The sequence below is a fragment of the Streptomyces sp. NPDC001070 genome, assembly GCF_053598835.1.
Window position 1 is genome coordinate 66,733 of the sequence record NZ_JBSFLB010000002.1, and the last position, 16,398, is coordinate 83,130.

Below are 16,398 nucleotides of genomic sequence, written 5' to 3' on the forward strand. Positions count from 1 at the left end.
CAACCGGCGACCGGCCTTGCCTATTCCCCGCCGGGGTTGGGGCCGGGGCCCGGGGAGGGGCCGTACCCGCGCAGCGCCGCGATCCCCTCGGGCGGCACGGGCCGCGAGTACAGCCATCCCTGCCCGGTGTCGCAGCCGATCCGCAGCAGCCGCTCCGCCTGCTCGGCGTTCTCCACGCACTCGGCGGTGACGGTCAGCCCGAGCCGGTGGGCGAGCTGCACCAGCGCCTCGACGATCGTCTCGTCGGCCGGATTGGGGTGCAGGCTGTCGCGGAACCCGCGCACGAAGCTTCCGTCGAGCTTGAGCGCGGAGACCGGCAGCCGGCTGAGGTAGGCGAGGTTGGAGTAGCCCGTGCCGAAATCGTCGATGGCGATCCGCACACCCATCTCCTGGAGGGCGTGCAGGGCCTGCAGGGGCCGGCCGGCCGAGCCCATGACCGCCGACTCGGTGAGCTCCAGCTGCAGCAGCCCGGGCGGCAGCCCGGTGTCGTCGAGGATCTGCGCGACGTCGGAGACCAGGTCGGAGTCCCAGACCTGGCGCACGGCGACGTTGACGCTGACGAAGATCGGGTCGTCGGGCCAGTCCTTCTGCCACTGCCGGGCCTGGCGGCACGATTCGGCGAGCACCCAGCGCCCCAGCTGGACGATGGAGCCGTTCTCCTCCGCCAGCGGGATGAACCGATTGGGCCCCAGCAGCCCGAAGTGCGGGTGGCGCCAGCGCACCAGGGCCTCGACCCCGCGCAGGCTGCCGCTGCCGAGGTCCACCAGGGGCTGGTACTCCAGCACGAACTCACCGCGCTCCACGGCCTGTCGCAGGGTGCTGGAGAGCGCCTGCTTGGTCATCCGGTGGGCGTTGCGCTCGGGGTCGAAGAGCGTCCAGCGGGCCTTGCCGTCGGCCTTGGCCCAGTACAGCGTGGTGTCGGCGGCCTGCATGATGCCCGTGGCGGTGGCTCCGGCGGCCTCGCGCTCGACGACGCCGATGCTGGCCGAGACCGCGAGGCGCTGGCCGGCGAGGTCGAACGGCCGCTGCAGCGCGGTCAGCACGGAGTCGGCGAGCCCGGTGGCCTGCCCGGTGCCGGTGGAGTCCTCGACGAGGACGGCGAACTCGTCACCGCCCAGCCGCGCGACGAGGGTTCCGTTCCGCCCGAGGCGGGCCGCGCAGTCCGAGAGCCGTCCGGCGACGGCCTGGAGCAGCCGGTCGCCGACCCGGTGGCCGAGGGTGTCGTTGATGGCCTTGAAGCCGTCGAGGTCGAGATAGCACAGGCCGATCCGGCCGGTGCGGCTGTCGGCGCCCTCCAGCGCCGTGGCGAGGCGCTCGAAGAACAGCCGGCGGTTGGGGAGCCGGGTGACCGGGTCGTGCATCCTCAGGTGGCGCAGCTGCTCGCGCAGTTCGCGGGTCTCGCCCAGGTCCTCGACGGACATCAGGACCCCGCCGGGGACGGGCACCACGACGACCTCGGCCCAGACCGTGCGCCCGTCCGGTCCGCGGACGGGTCTGGTGCGGCGCAGCTCCTCGCGCCGTCCGGTCAGCACGTCCTCGTACTCGGCGTACTCGGCGGATTCGGAGTGCTCCGGGCTCTCGCCCCGCGGCCGCCCCTCGTCTGCGGCGCCGGTGAGGCCGACCAACTCCGCGGCGGCGCACGCGGTGAGCCGGACCGGGTCCGCGCCCAGCAGGGCGCCGAGCGCCGGATTGGCCTCGCGCACCCGGCCGTCGGAGTCGACCAGTGCCATCGGGAGCCGGGCCACGTTGAAGGCGGCGCGGTAGTCGCGGATCTCCGGGGCTGACCGTTCCGAGGCCGAAGCGTGACGTTGAGTGACCGTCGTGGCCGTCACCTCGGGGTCGAGGTCCGGGCCTCCCGAGGGTCCGCCCACCGCTGGCTCCCGCATAGCTGTCGTCTCGCACACATGGTCGTGGAGGAATCGAATGACCGCCAAGAGGCGGCGTTCATGCTGGAAATGTGCCGATCATAGACGTTCGGGAAAAGCCGCGGCCACCGCCGTCGTGGTGATTCTCGGCACGCGGGATGCGCTCTTGATCATTTGTGGTTGGCCGCTGAATTCTATTGATCGTTTTTCGTCACTCATTACGCACTGTAGTGATCGGACGGTAACCCGGCCGGCGCAGCACAACGGGGCAAACCGTCGCAAACCGTAGCAGCGTGATGTGGGTGTCCCGACCCCGTACGGGAGGTCCACGTGCCGCTGTCAGGGCTACCCATACGTGCGCATCGGCGGTTCCGCCGGCGCGCCCGCGGGCATGCCCCCGACGGCCTGCGCGCAGCGATCGCCGCCGCCAGCGTCTTCGCGGCCGTCGTCGCATGGACGCTGGTCACCGGCCCCGCGGCCGGGGGCATCGACTCCTCGTTCTGTGCCCTGCCGCGGACCCGGGCGCACCACTCCGAGGGCGTCAGCGCCTGGAACGCCGCCTATCCGCGGGCCCGTGGCGACGTTGACGCCCTGATGGTGTTCCTGGCGTTCCCCGACGCCGCCCCCACCGTCAGCCCCGCCGAACTGGCGGCCGATCACTTCCCGGCCACCTCGCGCTACTTCGCCCGGTCCTCGTACGGCACCTTCCGGCTGCGGCCGCACATCCTGCCGTACTGGCTGCGCATGCCCTCCGCGTCCACGGACTACGGGATCGGCCGGGACTGGAACCCCGGGGAGCGCGCACGCTACCTGCGGGACGCCGTGGTGGCGGCCGACCGCCAGGTGGACTTCTCCCGCTACTCGGTCGTCTACCTGGTCGCCGACCCCGACGCGCCCGGCGTCGACCCGGACGCCACCAAGGTCGTCAACCTCGGCAGACCGGTCCGCGTCGACGGCACGGACCTGCGCCGCTTCGTCACCGTCTTCGAGAGCCATCCGCCGGACATCAACGTGCTGGCCCACGAGACCGGGCACGCCTTCGACCTGCCCGACCTCTACTACCGCCCGCCCGCGGGCAGCGACGCCGACTGGGACACGCACGTCGGCGACTGGGACCTCATGGGCAGTCAGTTCGGTCTGGCCCCGGACTTCTTCGCCTGGCACAAGTGGAAGCTCGGCTGGCTCGGGCGCTCGCAGGTCCGCTGCGTCTCCGAGAGCGGCACGCACACCTTCCGCCTCAGCCCGGTGGAGCAGCCCGGCGGCACCAAGCTCCTGGTGCTGCCCGCCGGGCTGGACAGCGTCATCGCCATCGAGGCCCGCGCCCCCCTCGGCAACGACCGCCTGACCTGCTCCCAGGGCGTGCTGATGTACCGGGTCCGCGCCGACGTGCCGTCCGGCGGCGGCCCCGTCGACGTCGTCGACGCCCACCCGGGCACCGGCGGCTGCTGGGAGTCCTCGGTCTATCCCCCGCTGGCCGACGCGCCGCTCGGGGTGGGGGAGACGTACGCCTTCGGTCGCGCGGCACGCGTTCACGTCGCCGACCGCCACTCCGACGGATCCTGGACCGTCCAGGTCACCCAGGGCTGAGCAGATGCGCGGTCCCAGGGCGCTCGCGGTGCTGGCCTCCGTGCTCCTCTTCGCGGCCGGCAGCACCGCCGCCACACAGGGCGAACCCGCGGCGGCCCCGCCCGCCGACCGTCCCTGCGCGCTGCGCGCCGCGCCCGGCGTCACGATGTCCGAGGGGTTCGGCGGCGCGGCCGACCACGAGTTCGCGGCAGCCACCGGCGAGGTGCGGGCGCTCACCCTCTTCATCGACTTCCCCGACAGACGCGCCCCGTACAGCGCCCGCACCCGCTACCGGGAGTTCTTCCCCGCCGTGCGGCAGTGGTTCTACCGGGCCTCGTACGGCAGGCTGCGCTACGACTCCACGCCGGTGCTGCGCTACATCCGCATGCCGCGTCCCTTCGGCTCGTACGGGATAGGGCGCGGCTACGGATGGCGGACGCACACGGCCATGATGCGGGACCTGCTGCGGGTCGCCGACCGGCAGATCGACTTCTCCGGATACGACCTGGTCAACGTCCTCGTCACGCCCAACGCCGGGCCGCCCACCGAACAGGCCGTGCTCTCGGTGACCTGGACCGGTGCCTCCGCCGCGACCACCGACGACGGCACAGGACTGGACCGGGTCTCGCTGGTCTACGGCCACGACCAGTCCGGCGCACGGGTGCTCAGCCACGAGAACGGCCACGCTTTCGGGCTGCCCGACCTGTACTCCGTCAAGGACTTCGGGCACACCGACACCCTCGCCGGCCAGTGGGACGGCATGTCGCTGGACTGGGGGTTGCAGGGCGATCTCTTCGCCTGGCACAAATGGCGCCTCGGCTGGCTCGACGACTGGCAGATCGTGTGCGTCCGCGACCCCGGCGCCCGCTCGGTGCACCTGACACCGCTCGAGGTGCCCGGCGGCCGCAAGGCGGCCGTGATCCCCCTCGGCCGGACCCGCGCGTACGTCATCGAGGCGCGCGCCGCCCGCGGCAACGACAGCGAGGCGTGCCGCGAGGGCGTCCTGATCTACCAGGTGCGGACCGACGTCGACTCGGGGCGCGGCCCCGTCACGGTCGAGGACGCCAACCCGCGCAGCACCGCCTGCGAGTACAGCAGCGCCACCTTCAACTCGCTCAACGACGCGCCCTTCGCCTCCGGCGGGCACTTCACCGACGCCGAGCGCGGACTCACCGTCGACGTCCTCGGCCGCGATCCCGACGACGACGGCTGGACCGTGCGGATCACGACCTCCCGCCCGATGCGCGACGCCTCCTGAGGCAGCCCGAGCCGCGCACCGCGTCCCGGGCGACGGCCGGCGGCATCCGCACTGCGGTTCCCCGGAGCGGCGTACCGGGTGGGTGATCGTGCGACAGCCCGCGCATGACAAAAGGCGCCCTCCGTGAAGGAGAGCGCCCAGGTCAACGGGCTTGCCGTAAGTGCGCCGCCAGGGACTCGAACCCCGAACCCGCGGATTAAGAGTCCGCTGCTCTGCCAGTTGAGCTAGCGGCGCTCGCTGACGTCGTAGACATTAGCATCCGCCTGCGGGCGGGTGAAAATCGATAATCAGCTGCCCTCCGCGCGGGCCGCCCGGACGCAGGCCCACAGCAGGATGTCGGCCCCCGGGAGCCAGGGACGGCGCGTGTCGGGGGCGACCAGCCAGCGGGAGCGCCCGTCGGCGGCCTCGGCGTACGGCGGGGGCAGGGCCACCGAGTCCCCGTTCCCGTGGCAGAGCACGGGCGGCACGGTCAGCCCCCACTCCTCCCAGGCCAGCAGCGAGGGGAGGCGCGCGGCGGTCCCCGGCTCGGCGAGCAGCAGGATCCGGCCGCGGTGCGTGGCGGCCGGGCCGGAGCCCGGGCCCGAGGACCACAGCTGCTCCAGGACCCGGCGGCCGAACAGGGCCGGCAGGTTCACCGCGTCGAAGGCCGTCCCGCAGGGCAGCACGCTGGGTGCCGCGGGCCGGGCGGACCACAGCGCCCGCACGCTGCGCGGGAAGGTGCTGGCCGAGGCCAGCCAGTCGGCCCCGTCGGGGGTGGGGTACTGCGCGTGCCGATATGGGTGGGAGGCGGACTCCAACACGCCCCCCGGCCATGTGTGCCACTGCCAATCACTCATGACCCATACAACTACCCTGAGTGAACGTTTCGCTACGCGACAACGGTCGAAGGCCGGACACGCCCGCCATGTGTCGGGTACCTTGACCCCACGCATATGCCGGGTGCGTCGTCAGGACAGCGCGGCGTCCCCGCCCCGCATCAGGCCCTCGCCGAACTCGATCATCCGCTTGGCGTAATCCTCCGACCAGCCCGCCTGTTCACCGATGGCGGCGGGGGTCAGCCGGTCGAAACGCTTGGGGTCGGCGAGCTGGGCCGCGGCTATGGCCTGGAACTCCGTCGCCCGGTCCGCGGCCGCGCGGAAGGCGAGGGCGAGCTCCGTGGAGCGGGCCAGCAGCTCCCGGGGGTCCTCCATGGACTCCAGGTCGAAGAAGTGCTCCTCGTCCTCGGCCAGGGCCGCGGGTTCGAACAGCAGCTGGGCGGGTTTCAGACGCGGGGCGGGCTGCTTGCCGGCCGCGCTGTGAGCCGACTGCGGCTCGGACATGAACATACCTCCAGGTTCGTCAGCGCCTTCCATTGTCCCGCCCCGCGCAAGAGCGCCCCCGGACGGCCGATCGGCGCGCTACGGCCGCCAGGTCACGCGGTGCTCGGACAGGTGGGCCAGCACCGCGTGGTTGGCCTCCCAGCCGTCCGGGAACTTCACGGTCACGCCCAGCTGCACCGGCTCCGTCGAGGGGTGCTCGTCCAGCAGCTCCGACACCCCCGCCCGGCACACCACGATGCACGCGTGCCGGTGCCGTGAGGCCAGGACGCACAGCCGTCCCGTCTCCAGGTGGAACGCGGTGGCGTCGGGGCGTCCCGACAGCGGGTGCAGCACCACGGTGACGTCGAACTCACGGCCCTGCAGCCGGTTGGCGGTGTCGACCGCCACGCCGGTCACACCCAGCTCGGCGAGGGCCGCACGGACCGCCGCCGCCTGGTCCCGGTGCGCGGTGCCCACCGCGATCCGGTCCGGGCCGACCGGGGCCGGGCCCCGCTCGGAGACCGCGACGCCGCCGCGGTCCAGCAGCCGCCGGACGACCAGTGCGACCGCGCGCACCGCCTCCGGGTCCGTCCGCGGGGTGTGCCGGGCGGGCAGCTCCAGCAGGCCCCAGCCCGACGCGGCCGCCTCGTCCACCACGCGGTCGGGGCCCGAGCCGTCCCCGGGCACGCCGAAGGTGAGCCGCCGGTCGCCGTGACCGGTACCGCTGCGGAACGGGGTGTACGGGTAGAAGGCGTCCGAGACCAGCGGCGCGGCGGAGGCCGGCAGCCGCCAGGAGACCGGCAGCCGGTGCTGCGGCAGCCCCGGATTGTGGGCCAGCAGGGTGACGACCGCGCTCGCCGACGGGTCGTAGCTCAGCCCGGCCCACTGCTCGGCGCCGACCACGCTGAACGGGTCCAGCTGGCCGGGGTCGCCGACGAACAGCGCCCGCTCGAACAACCCGGCGACCTGCAGCAGCGCGTCCGAACGCATCTGGTACGCCTCGTCGACGATGGCATGCCGCCAGGGCTCCGTGTCCTTCACATAGGCCCACTTCGCGGCGGTGGCGATCACCACCTTGGCCCCGGCCAGATCGGCCGCCTTCGTGGACTTGATCACCGCCTCGTGGCGGTCGAGCACCGGGTCCGGCGGCGAGTCGCTGCCGTGCAGCCGGCCGATCGGCAGCCCGGGGTCGGCGGTGGCCAGCCGGTCCACCAGGTCGTCCACCTGCGCGTTGGTCTGGGCGACCACCATCAGGGACTCGCCCGCCGCGACCAGCTCGCGGGCGGCGCGCACCACCAGCGTGGACTTCCCCGCCCCGGGGGGCGAGTCCACGACGACGCCGCGATGCGCACCGTGCAGGGTGTCGTGCAGGATCCGCTCGGTCGCGGTGCCGGCCGCCTGGGCGGCGTCGCTCACCGGGCTCACAGATAGTCCTCCGTGGTCGCGGGGTCAGGGCTCTCGGTGACGGCGGCGGCGTCCGGGGTCGCACCCGCGGTCGCGGCACCCGGGGGCCCTCCGTGGGTCCACGGGGTGTCCTCCGGCTCCGGCAGCCCCGCGCCGCCACGCGGCGCATGCTCGAACAACGTCCAGCACACCCGGTCGCCTTCCCCCGGCACCGTGCCGGGCTCGGGGACCTTGCCGCGGCCCATGCCGTTCACCACCCGCAGGAGCACCGCCCCGGGCCCGGCCCACTCCACGAACTGGGCCTGCTGCGTGCGGCCGTCGGGCAGCGCGCGGTAGAGCCTGGCGTCCTCGTCCAGATGCGGCCGGTCCTCTGTGAGAACCGTCACCAGCGGGCGCGGCTTGGGCACCTTGCCCTCGCTCATCGCCATCTCCACCCGGTCCACCTCGCCCGCGAAGGCCTCGCCGGCCAGCCGCCGCCCCGCCATCACCAGCGGGTCGTCCAGAGCCTCCTGGGCCTCCAGGCGCACCTGCGCGGTCTCCCGCCCGGCGAGCTTCTGCGCCGCCGACACCGCGTCGTCGCGGCGCGGCTGCGGGGGCTCCCCGGCGCGCACCCGGTCCCGGTGGGAGGTGTAGGACCAGCGGTCCCGCTTCCAGCGGTCCGCGACGTGCGCGCCCTCGGGCAGTTCGCGCAGCAGGTCCAGGGCCCGCCACACCGCGTCCCAGGTGGGCCGCATCTGGCCGGCCAGCAGGCGGGCGATCTCCTCGCCGGAGCCGGCGACCCCCGCGTCGTAGCGGGCGGTGGCCGGGGCGAGGACGGTGTTGTCGAAGACCGGATCCGTCGCCGGGCCCGCGGGCGGGCACTCCAGCAGGTTGTCCGGGCCGCGGTGCGACTCCGCCCGGCGGGCCGCCTCCGCGCCCGTCATGGCGTGGGGAGGGTCGATCCAGGCCAGCAGCGCGCCCAGGTGCTGGTCCTCGAGGTTGCTCTGACCGGTCGCCCAGTGCCGCGTGAGCAGCTCGGTGGCCGGGAGCAGCAGCGCCGATCCGGGGGTGCGGGCCCGCTCCCCGTAGTGGGTGAGCCAGCGGCCGAGCAGCGGCACCCGGGCGGGGACCGGGTGCGGCTCGTCGGGATCGTCCTCCGCGGTGCGGCGGAAGCGGGTGGAACGACCGAGCAGCCGTACGTACTCCGCCGCGGGGGTGTTCGCGACCACGATCTGGGGCGCGTCGGCGCAGACCTCCGACTCTTCCCGGTTGCGGGTCGCCGGCTCGGTCTCCGTGTCGTCCGCGTAGGACTCCAGGTACGGCAGCACCACCTGCGCCAGCTCCGCCAGGAAGGCGAAGCGCAGATCGCGGTCGCGCGGCTGCGGCACCGCCAGCAGCGTCGGCGCGTCCCGGTCCGTGCCGACCAGTGCGCCGAGGGGGGCGCCGACCTCGCCCGCGGTCGTCAGCGGGACGAACACCAGCGGACGGTCCGACAGATGGCGGTGGCGCACCGTCGCGAGCGGGGTCGCCCGCCCGGTCGCCATGGCCTCCGCACGGGCCAGCACCGAGATCAGCGACATCCCAGCGCCTCCGTCCGCAGGGCCTGCGCCCGCCGCAGCGCGGCGACGGCGGGATCCGCCGGATCGCCCTCGGTGCCCAGCGCGGCCGCCAGCACCTGCTCCACGCCGGTCAGCGCGCCCAGTTCACCGCGCACGCCGCGGCCGAGCGCCTCCACCGCGCCCCGCGCCCGGGCCTGTTCGCGGCAGTGGAACGACAGCTCGCACGCGGCCAGGCACTCGGGCGCGTACGCCGCGGGCAGCAGGTCCACCGCGTCGCACATCTCCGCGGCGGGGCGGGTCGCCGTCTTGCCGTCGTCGGCCGGCCGCAGGTCGAAGGTGGTGCCCTCCGGGAGGGTGTCCGCGATCTCCTCGATCCGGGTCAGCCGGGCCAGCTGCCGCCGGGTGACCGACAACTGCTTGCGCACGTCGACGAACTCGGCGGCGGGCAGGTTGGAGAAGTCCTTCGGGCACACCAGCAGGACCCGGTGCTCCGGGCTGCCGAACCCCAGCCGTTCCAGCGCCAGTACGTACACCGCGGCCTGGCGGGCCGCGGCGCCGACCTTCACGGCGTCCGCGGAACCGTCCAGGATCGGGAACGACTTGACCTCCACCACAGTCCACGAGCCGTCCGGGCGCACGGCGATGGCGTCCGGCTCGAGGTAGGCGGGGGAGTCGGCGACCTCGAGCACGAGCAGGGGATGGTCGAGCAGCGTCCACCGGCCTGCCGCGGTCGCCTCCTTGAGCGCGAGGCGGGTGCGGGCGACCCGGCCCTCGGGGCCGGGGGCGGTCAGATCGGGCAGCGCGACGTCCGCGTTCTCGGGGGCGCCCAGCAGCCGCAGCAGTTCGGCACAGCCGTCGGCCTTCACACGGGCCTCGAAGGCGTGGCCCCGCACGAACGCGAACTGCGACTGGCCGAAGGGGGTGGGGTTCCCCAGCACGCGGGCCACGGCCGCCTTGTCCACCCCGGCGGCGTCCAGCAGCGCCCGGCGCCGGCACCCGGGGTTCGCGGCCAGTGCCGCCAGGGCGCGCGCGTCCATCGGGCGCGGCACCGTCGTCGGGCCGCGCAGTGCGGCCAGCCGCTCTCGCAGATCGTGCGTAGTGCTCACCCGCGCAAGTCTCGCACCCCCCACCGACAACGTGGGCCCCGATGCGGACGGTGCCCGTCCGCGGGCCCCGCCCGGGAGTGTCAGCGCCGCGGTTCGCCCGCCGGGCTGGGCAGGATCCCGACCTCCGCGGGGGCGATGTCCCGGGAGGTCGCGACGACCGTGGAGGAGGCGTGCCGCGGTGTCGCGAGCCGGATGCGGACCGAGTCCCGTATGAGGTCCACCGCACCCAGTGCGGGGCGTGCCAGCAGGAAGCCGATCCCCATCACGACGACACCGGCGAGGGCGTCCAGCAGGTAGTGGTTGGCGGTGCCCATGACGACGAGGGCCGTGCCCACCGGGTAGAGGACGCCCAGGGCGCGGACGAAGGGCGTGCGCCCGTGGCGCCAGAGCATGATGCCGCACCACAGGGACCAGCCGACGTGCAGGCTCGGCATGGCGGCGTACTGGTTGGTCATCCCGCCCAGTCCGCGCGGGGCGCTGGCCTCGGCGCCCCACCAGCCGTACGAGCCGTACTCCGCCATGGTGTCGACGAAGCCGTGGCCGGCCGCCAGCAGGCGGGGCGGCGCCGTGGGCATGAGCGTGAAGCCGATCAGGCCGATGAGGGTCGAGATCAGGAGCCAGGTGCGCGCGACGCGGTAGACGGTCGGCCGCCGGCGCCAGAGCCAGACCAGCACCAGCGGGGTGACGAGGTAGTGGAGCGAGGCGTACCAGAAGTCGGCGGACACGCCGAGCGTCCGGTACTTGCTGAAGAGGGAGTTGAGCCAGCGCTCCGGGTCGAGCTGGAGTGCGCGCTCCAGGTGGAGGATGGCGATGCCGTGGTCGACTGCCCGGCCCACGTCGCCGCGCACGAGGAGACGGCCCGCGGTGTAGAGCCCGTACACCACCGCGATCAGCGGCAGCTCGGTCCACCAGCGGAGACCGCCCCGGTAGGCGGACGCCCGCGGGGCGGTGGTGATCATGGTCATCCGGCCGTTCTCCCCCCATCTGTCCCTGTCAGAGCTGTTCCGGTCTACCGTACGACGTACGCTAACCAACCCGGGCACCGCCCCCGCCTATTCCCTTCACCCCCGATTCGTCCGGGATTCAGACGGCTGTGCTCGGGAAGACGTGCGAAAAGACGCCCCGCATCCTCCCCGGGTTGCCCGGGAACGCGGGAGAATCAAGGAAACCGCTCAACCACCCAACCGCTCACCCACGATTCCCCCCGACCGGACACACATCCCTCATGACCGTGACTCCGCCGGCCCGCTCCCCACGGCGCCGCATCCCCCGCAACACCCTGAACCCGGACCGCATCCTCGACGCCGCCGTCGCGCTCCTCGACCGCCACGGGCCCGAGGCCTTCACCATGCGCGCGCTCGCCCAGGAGCTCGGCGTCGGCACGATGGCCGTCTACTCCCACTTCAGGGGGAAGGACGAGATCATCGACGCGGTCAACGAACAGCTGCTCGGCGAGATCGAGCTGCCCCCCGACTCCGGCGCGCCCCGCGAGCAGCTTATTGAACTCTGTGTCGGTGTGTACCGGCTTTTCAGTGAGCATCCCTCCGCGCTCCAGCTGCTGACGAGCCGCCCGCTCCGCGGTGACGAGGCCATCGCCGTCATCGACCGGATGCTCTGTCTGCTGTGCGCCACGGGACTGGACCCGGCCGCGGCGGCGCGCGCCCAGGTGGCCCTCATGCAGTACACGGTCGGCGCCGCGCTCTGGGCGGTGCGCCGCAAGCGCGCCGAGTGCGAGGAGGCCGCGGCCGGGCTGCGCGAGAGGATCCGCGGCCGGCTCGCCGACCTGCCGCCGGACCGCTATCCCTCGCTCGCGGGGCTGGCCTCCGAGCTCGTCACGGCACAGCAGTCGGGCCGGACGCAGTACGAGGCCGGGCTCGCCGTCTTTCTGGACGGTCTGCTCCGCACCTGAGCGCCGAGGGCGCACAGGAGCGCCCCGGCCGGGGCGGGGACGCCGAACTGCCGGCCGGGGCGCTCGTGTGTGGGGGGAGCGGGATGGTCTGGTGCCGCGGTCTCAGCCGCCGTAGGCCGCGAAGGCCTTGGAGAAGGCGTTCGCCTCCTGGAGGATCGAACTGCAGGTCGCGTCCGCGAAGTTCTTGGCGCCGCCCGCGCACTGCTTGTCACGGGTGCCGGACCACATCGACAGCCCGCCCAGGCCCTTCGACGTGGCGAAGGTCACCAGCTGCGTCGCGTCGTCGACCTTGAAGACCTCGGTGGCGACGTCGTTCACACCGATCATCGGGGTGACCGCGACGGCCTTCCAGGCGGCGGCGTCCGAGAGCCCGAGCACACTCTTGAGCTGTCCCTGGGTGGCGGTGGCCGCGTCGACGGCGTAGCCGCCCATGTCCCCGCTGAACGAGGCGCCGTAGTCCATCGCCATGATGTTGACGGCGGAGATCCGCACGCCGTGGGCCTTGGCGTCGGCGAGCAGGTTGACGCCGTCCTGGGTGAGGCCGGTCGGCATCACGGGCAGGGTGTAGGACACCTCCAGGCCGCTGTGGCCCGCCTGGAGCTGCGCGATGGCCTGCGCGCGGCGGGTGTTGGCGGCGGCGTTGGCGATCGCACCGCCCTCGACGTCGAAGTCCACCTTGGTGAGCCTGTAGGTGTCGACGACCTTGGCGTACGCCGCCGCCAGTGCGGAGGCCGAGGAGCAGGTGGTCGCCAACTCGGAGCCGGACGCGCCGCCGAAGGAGACCCGGACGTCGCCACCTGCCTTGCGCAGGTCGCCGATCTGGGCCGCGACCCCGTCGCTCGCCAGGTCGCTGACCCCGCCCCACTTGGGCGTGCAACCGCCGCCGTCGGTGATGAAGGCCAGGTTGTACTGCTTCACGCCGGTCGCCCGCGAGTGGGCGAGCAGGTCGAAGGCCGGGTAGAGCGAGGTGTCGACGTACGGCGCGAAGCCGGCGGAGGACGGGGAGCCGTTGCCGGAGGTGGGGCTCGCGGTCGCCGTGGGCGTCGCGGTGGCCGTCGGCGTCGCCGTCTTCGTCGGGGCGGTGGTCGGGGACGTGGTGGGGGAGGCGGTGGCCGTCGGGCTCGCGGTGGCGGTGGGACGACCGCTGGGGGAGGCGGTCACGCCGTCGTCGACGGAGCATTTCACGTCGTTGATCAGGCAGTTGACGGGGTCGCCCGCCTTCCCCGCGGACTTCGTCACAAAGCCCACCTCGGTCGTCTTGCCGGCGGCTATGTCCTTGTTCCAGCCGGCGGGCCTCACGGTCACGTGCTGCCCGGACACTGTGTAGGCGGCGTTCCACAGCGAGCTGATGCTCGTGCCCGCGGGCAGGTCGAACCTCAGCGTCCAGTCGGACAGCGTCGCGTTCGAGGAGTTGCTGATCTCGTACTGGCCGGTGTACCCGGTGCTCCAGTCACTGGCCTTGCTGTACGCGGCGCCGACGGTGGCGGCCTGGGCCGAACCCGCGAGCGCGAAGGCTCCGGCCGCGACGACCGCGCCCGCGGTCACACCCCCGAGGAGGGCGACCTTGCGGGTGGGACGACGACGATGTGAGTTCCTCATGGAGCGGCACGCTAGCGATGCCGATTCGGACAAATGCCCTGAGGTGTGCGGGTGTTCGATTTCTTATGGCGCGCTTAAGGGAGCCATCGGGGCCGGTTAAAGGTTCAGACCTCTGTGGGCGGCACGGTGCCACCGGCGGCCGGCCGGCCCCGAGCGCGCGGGGCGGCACCGTCGCCATGCCGAGCGGTGCCGACGGGGACATCGGGCCGGCGGTGTTTGTCAAGCCCCGAAATCCAGGGGCATGACGCGGGGCGCCGGGCCGGGGTCAATGGAGACACGGGTTCACGCAGAGGTGGAACCCGAAGTGGACTTCCGGACCGGATTGTCCGGCACGTTGTCCTCTCCGTAATTCCTCAGGCAAGGAGAATTCCGATGACTCGCACACAGCGTCTGATGGTCCTCACCGCTTCCACCGCCCTGGCCGCGGGAAGCGCCCTGATCCCCGCCACCGCGTTCGCCGCCCCGGCGCCGGCGCAGGCCGGCACCGTGGTGACGCAGGCCTCCCAGCAGCGGGCCGGCGCCGTCAGCGGATACGTCAGTGACGACTACTGTTATTCCGGGGAGGACGAATACTATTACTACTACGAAGCCTGCGACGTTTACTGGGGCTGAACGGAAAGACCGTAGCGGTATCCGAACCGAATTCCAGTCCAGCCGGGTGGCGAGAGCCGCCCGGCGTCTGCCGTTCACACCTCCGTGGCCGCGGCGGGCCGCCCCAGCCGTCTGCGGCGCCCGACCCGGTGGTTCCGCTTTCCGCCCGCCGCGGCCGGCCGGAGCGCGATCCACACCCGGATCTCCGCCCCTCCCAGCACCGACGAGCCGAGCCGCACATCGCCCCCGGTCGCTTCCGCGAGCCGCCGTACGATGTCCAGCCCGAGCCCTGTCGAGCCGTCGCCGCCCGCGCCCTGGCCGCGCCGCAGCGCCGCCGCCGGGTCCTTGATGCCCGGTCCCGCGTCGGACACCAGCACGATCACCGCGTCCTGGCTGCTGTGCACGTCCACCGCGAAGGCGGTGCCCTCGGGGGTGTGCCGGAAGACGTTGCCGAGCATCGCGTCCAGCGCCGCCACCAGGTCGGTGCGCGCCACCGGCACCCGCACCGGGCGCTCGACACCGGCGGTGCTCACCTCGCGCCCCTGGTCCTCGGCGAGCGCCGACCAGAAGGCCATCCGCTCGCGGATCACCTCGGCCGCGTCGCAGCCGACCGCGACCGGCTGGTTCTGCGCCTGCTGGGCCCGGGCGGTCCGGATGATCTGGTCGACCTCGCGCTCCAGCTGGGCCACCGCGTGCCGGGTCTGCTCCCCGGCGGGGCCGTCGCCGAGCGAGGCCGCGTTGAGCCGCAGCACGGTCAGCGGGGTCCGCAGCCGGTGCGACAGGTCGGCGGCCAGCTCCCTTTCGTTGGCGAGCAGTTGCACCACCTGGTCCGCCATCGCGTTGAACGCGACGGCCGCGGAGCGCAGTTCGGCCGGCCCGTCCTCCGGGACGCGTACGGTCAGGTCCCCGCGCCCCAGCCCGTGCGCGGCGTCCGCGAGCCGCCTGGCCGGGCGCACCATCCGGGTGCCCAGCCGGTCCGCCACCGCCACCGCCCCGACGATCAGGCCCACGCCCACCAGCGCCAGCACGGCCCAAGCGGTGGTGACCCCGCGGCTGACCTCTCCGTCCGGGACGAACACCTCCACCACCGCCACCGAACCCGAACTCACCGCGGTGGGCTGCAGCAGCGCGTAGCCCCCGGCCACCGGGACGGTGGAGGCCCGGCCCAGTTCCGAGGCGCGGTCCAGGTCGGCGACGGGTGCGTGCGGATCGCCGATCTCCACCCCGGCCGTGCTTTCGGTGGCCGGCACCCGGACCGCGATGCGGCCGTCCGCGCCGGCCTGCGTGGAGGCCACCGCCCGTTCCAGCTGGATGCGGTCGGTGGTGATCGCCAGCGCCGGTCCTATCGCCGCCGCCTGCCGCTCCGCGTTGCCGATCGCCCGGTCCCGGGCCATCTCCTTGACCGTGAGCGCGAGGGGCACCGCGAAGGCGACGACGACCATGGCCGTCACCGCGACGCAGACCTTGACCAGCGCCCACCTCACAGCGGTGGCTCCAGCTTCACTCCCACCCCGCGCAGCGTGTGCAGATAGCGCGGCCTGGCCGCGGTCTCGCCCAACTTGCGGCGCAGCCAGGACAGATGGACGTCGATGGTCTGGTCGTCGCCGTACGACTGCTGCCACACCTCCGACAGCAGCTCGCGCCGCGCCACCACCACGCCCGGCCGGGCCGCCAGGAAGGACAGCAGGTCGAACTCGCGGCGGGTCAGGTCCAGCGGCATCCCGTCCAGCACGGCCTGCCGGCGCAGGACGTCTATCTGCAGCCCGCCCACCCGCAGCACCCGGTCCGTCTCCCGAGCGCGCGAGCGGCGCAGCACCGCCGCCATCCGCGCCGACAGGTGCTCGACCGAGAACGGCTTGATGAGGTAGTCGTCGGCGCCCGCGTTGAGCAGCCGTACGATCTCCGACTCGTCGTCCCGGGCCGTCGCGATGATCACCGGCACGTCCGTGATGCCGCGCAGCATCTTCAGCGCCTCGGCCCCGTCCAGATCCGGCAGGCCGAGGTCCAGGATCACCACGTCGAAACCGACCTGCGCGACCTCCCGCAGCGCCTCCAGGGCCGTGCCCACACTCCGTACGGTGTGCGCGGCGTCGGTGAGGTGCCGGATGAGGGCGGAGCGCACGAACTGGTCGTCCTCGACCACGAGCACACTTGCCATGGCCCGCAACTTAGCCCATCGGGGGGATGGCGGGTGGGCGCGAGCACGTCAGGAACGGAAGCGCAACCCCAGGCTCCGCTTCGGGGGTGCGTCCGGCACTATGGGC

General features: G+C 73.2%; 13 protein-coding genes, 1 tRNA gene and 1 pseudogene. 4 read left to right on the forward strand and 11 right to left on the reverse strand.

Annotated features, from left to right (window positions below):
• Positions 1-20: 20 nt before the first annotated feature.
• Complete coding sequence (locus tag ACWDAS_RS02590) at positions 21-1,886, reverse strand: putative bifunctional diguanylate cyclase/phosphodiesterase (protein ID WP_450386733.1); 1,866 nt, start codon at positions 1,884-1,886, stop codon at positions 21-23.
• Positions 1,887-2,195: 309 nt separating this feature from the next.
• Between ACWDAS_RS02590 and ACWDAS_RS02595 the strand changes: the two genes are divergently transcribed.
• Positions 2,196-3,452 carry a M6 family metalloprotease domain-containing protein gene (locus ACWDAS_RS02595; protein WP_450386735.1) on the forward strand — a complete coding sequence of 419 codons (1,257 nt, stop codon included), beginning with the start codon at positions 2,196-2,198 and terminating at the stop codon, positions 3,450-3,452.
• Positions 3,453-3,456: 4 nt separating this feature from the next.
• Complete coding sequence (locus tag ACWDAS_RS02600; RefSeq protein ID WP_450386737.1) at positions 3,457-4,689, forward strand: M6 family metalloprotease domain-containing protein; 1,233 nt, start codon at positions 3,457-3,459, stop codon at positions 4,687-4,689.
• A 161-nt stretch (positions 4,690-4,850) separates the two neighbouring features.
• Here the strand turns inward: ACWDAS_RS02600 and ACWDAS_RS02605 are convergent.
• The 7 genes and pseudogenes from ACWDAS_RS02605 to ACWDAS_RS02635 form a co-directional block, all read right to left on the reverse strand.
• Positions 4,851-4,923, reverse strand: a tRNA-Lys gene (locus ACWDAS_RS02605).
• A pseudogene (locus ACWDAS_RS02610) lies at positions 4,914-5,525 on the reverse strand (bifunctional DNA primase/polymerase). Before ACWDAS_RS02610 ends, ACWDAS_RS02605 begins: the two are co-directional and overlap by 10 nt.
• 111 nt (positions 5,526-5,636) lie before the next feature.
• Entirely contained in the window at positions 5,637-6,008 is a 372-nt protein-coding gene (locus ACWDAS_RS02615) for a hypothetical protein (protein ID WP_450386739.1), read from the reverse strand.
• Positions 6,009-6,086: 78 nt separating this feature from the next.
• Complete coding sequence (locus tag ACWDAS_RS02620) at positions 6,087-7,412, reverse strand: AAA domain-containing protein (protein WP_450386741.1); 1,326 nt, start codon at positions 7,410-7,412, stop codon at positions 6,087-6,089.
• The gene (locus ACWDAS_RS02625) at positions 7,409-8,950 is read right to left on the reverse strand and encodes a hypothetical protein (RefSeq protein WP_450386743.1); all 1,542 of its coding nucleotides are present in this window, start codon (positions 8,948-8,950) and stop codon (positions 7,409-7,411) included. Before ACWDAS_RS02625 ends, ACWDAS_RS02620 begins: the two co-directional genes overlap by 4 nt.
• Complete coding sequence (locus ACWDAS_RS02630; protein ID WP_450386745.1) at positions 8,941-10,035, reverse strand: hypothetical protein; 1,095 nt, start codon at positions 10,033-10,035, stop codon at positions 8,941-8,943. Before ACWDAS_RS02630 ends, ACWDAS_RS02625 begins: the two co-directional genes overlap by 10 nt.
• A gap of 80 nt (positions 10,036-10,115) precedes the next feature.
• Positions 10,116-11,000 carry a phosphatase PAP2 family protein gene (locus ACWDAS_RS02635; RefSeq protein WP_450386747.1) on the reverse strand — a complete coding sequence of 295 codons (885 nt, stop codon included), beginning with the start codon at positions 10,998-11,000 and terminating at the stop codon, positions 10,116-10,118.
• Between the two features lie 260 nt (positions 11,001-11,260).
• Here ACWDAS_RS02635 and ACWDAS_RS02640 point away from each other — a divergent pair, with 260 nt between their 5' ends.
• Positions 11,261-11,944, forward strand: coding sequence for a TetR/AcrR family transcriptional regulator (locus ACWDAS_RS02640; protein ID WP_450386749.1), 684 nt, complete (start codon positions 11,261-11,263; stop codon positions 11,942-11,944).
• 102 nt (positions 11,945-12,046) lie between these two features.
• On the opposite strand, the gene ACWDAS_RS02645 is transcribed toward ACWDAS_RS02640, so the two are convergent.
• Positions 12,047-13,543 carry a glycoside hydrolase family 18 protein gene (locus ACWDAS_RS02645; RefSeq protein ID WP_450386751.1) on the reverse strand — a complete coding sequence of 499 codons (1,497 nt, stop codon included), beginning with the start codon at positions 13,541-13,543 and terminating at the stop codon, positions 12,047-12,049.
• A gap of 372 nt (positions 13,544-13,915) precedes the next feature.
• Here ACWDAS_RS02645 and ACWDAS_RS02650 point away from each other — a divergent pair, with 372 nt between their 5' ends.
• Positions 13,916-14,155: a hypothetical protein gene (locus ACWDAS_RS02650; protein WP_450386753.1), complete on the forward strand. Its 240-nt coding sequence runs from the start codon at positions 13,916-13,918 to the stop codon at positions 14,153-14,155.
• Positions 14,156-14,229: 74 nt separating this feature from the next.
• On the opposite strand, the gene ACWDAS_RS02655 is transcribed toward ACWDAS_RS02650, so the two are convergent.
• Complete coding sequence (locus ACWDAS_RS02655) at positions 14,230-15,618, reverse strand: ATP-binding protein (protein WP_450386755.1); 1,389 nt, start codon at positions 15,616-15,618, stop codon at positions 14,230-14,232.
• The gene (locus ACWDAS_RS02660; protein WP_450386756.1) at positions 15,615-16,292 is read right to left on the reverse strand and encodes a response regulator transcription factor; all 678 of its coding nucleotides are present in this window, start codon (positions 16,290-16,292) and stop codon (positions 15,615-15,617) included. The genes ACWDAS_RS02655 and ACWDAS_RS02660 overlap by 4 nt, the downstream gene beginning before the upstream one ends.
• Positions 16,293-16,398: the final 106 nt, after the last annotated feature.

Coding starts and splice junctions, on each gene's coding strand:
- ACWDAS_RS02590 (WP_450386733.1), bottom strand. CDS start 1,886: ATGCGGGAGCCAGCGGTGGGCGGACCCTCGGGAGGCCCGGACCTCGAC.
- ACWDAS_RS02600 (WP_450386737.1), top strand. CDS start 3,457: ATGCGCGGTCCCAGGGCGCTCGCGGTGCTGGCCTCCGTGCTCCTCTTC.
- ACWDAS_RS02615 (WP_450386739.1), bottom strand. CDS start 6,008: ATGTCCGAGCCGCAGTCGGCTCACAGCGCGGCCGGCAAGCAGCCCGCC.
- ACWDAS_RS02625 (WP_450386743.1), bottom strand. CDS start 8,950: ATGTCGCTGATCTCGGTGCTGGCCCGTGCGGAGGCCATGGCGACCGGG.
- ACWDAS_RS02635 (WP_450386747.1), bottom strand. CDS start 11,000: ATGACCATGATCACCACCGCCCCGCGGGCGTCCGCCTACCGGGGCGGT.
- ACWDAS_RS02640 (WP_450386749.1), top strand. CDS start 11,261: ATGACCGTGACTCCGCCGGCCCGCTCCCCACGGCGCCGCATCCCCCGC.
- ACWDAS_RS02645 (WP_450386751.1), bottom strand. CDS start 13,543: ATGAGGAACTCACATCGTCGTCGTCCCACCCGCAAGGTCGCCCTCCTC.
- ACWDAS_RS02650 (WP_450386753.1), top strand. CDS start 13,916: ATGACTCGCACACAGCGTCTGATGGTCCTCACCGCTTCCACCGCCCTG.
- ACWDAS_RS02660 (WP_450386756.1), bottom strand. CDS start 16,292: ATGGCAAGTGTGCTCGTGGTCGAGGACGACCAGTTCGTGCGCTCCGCC.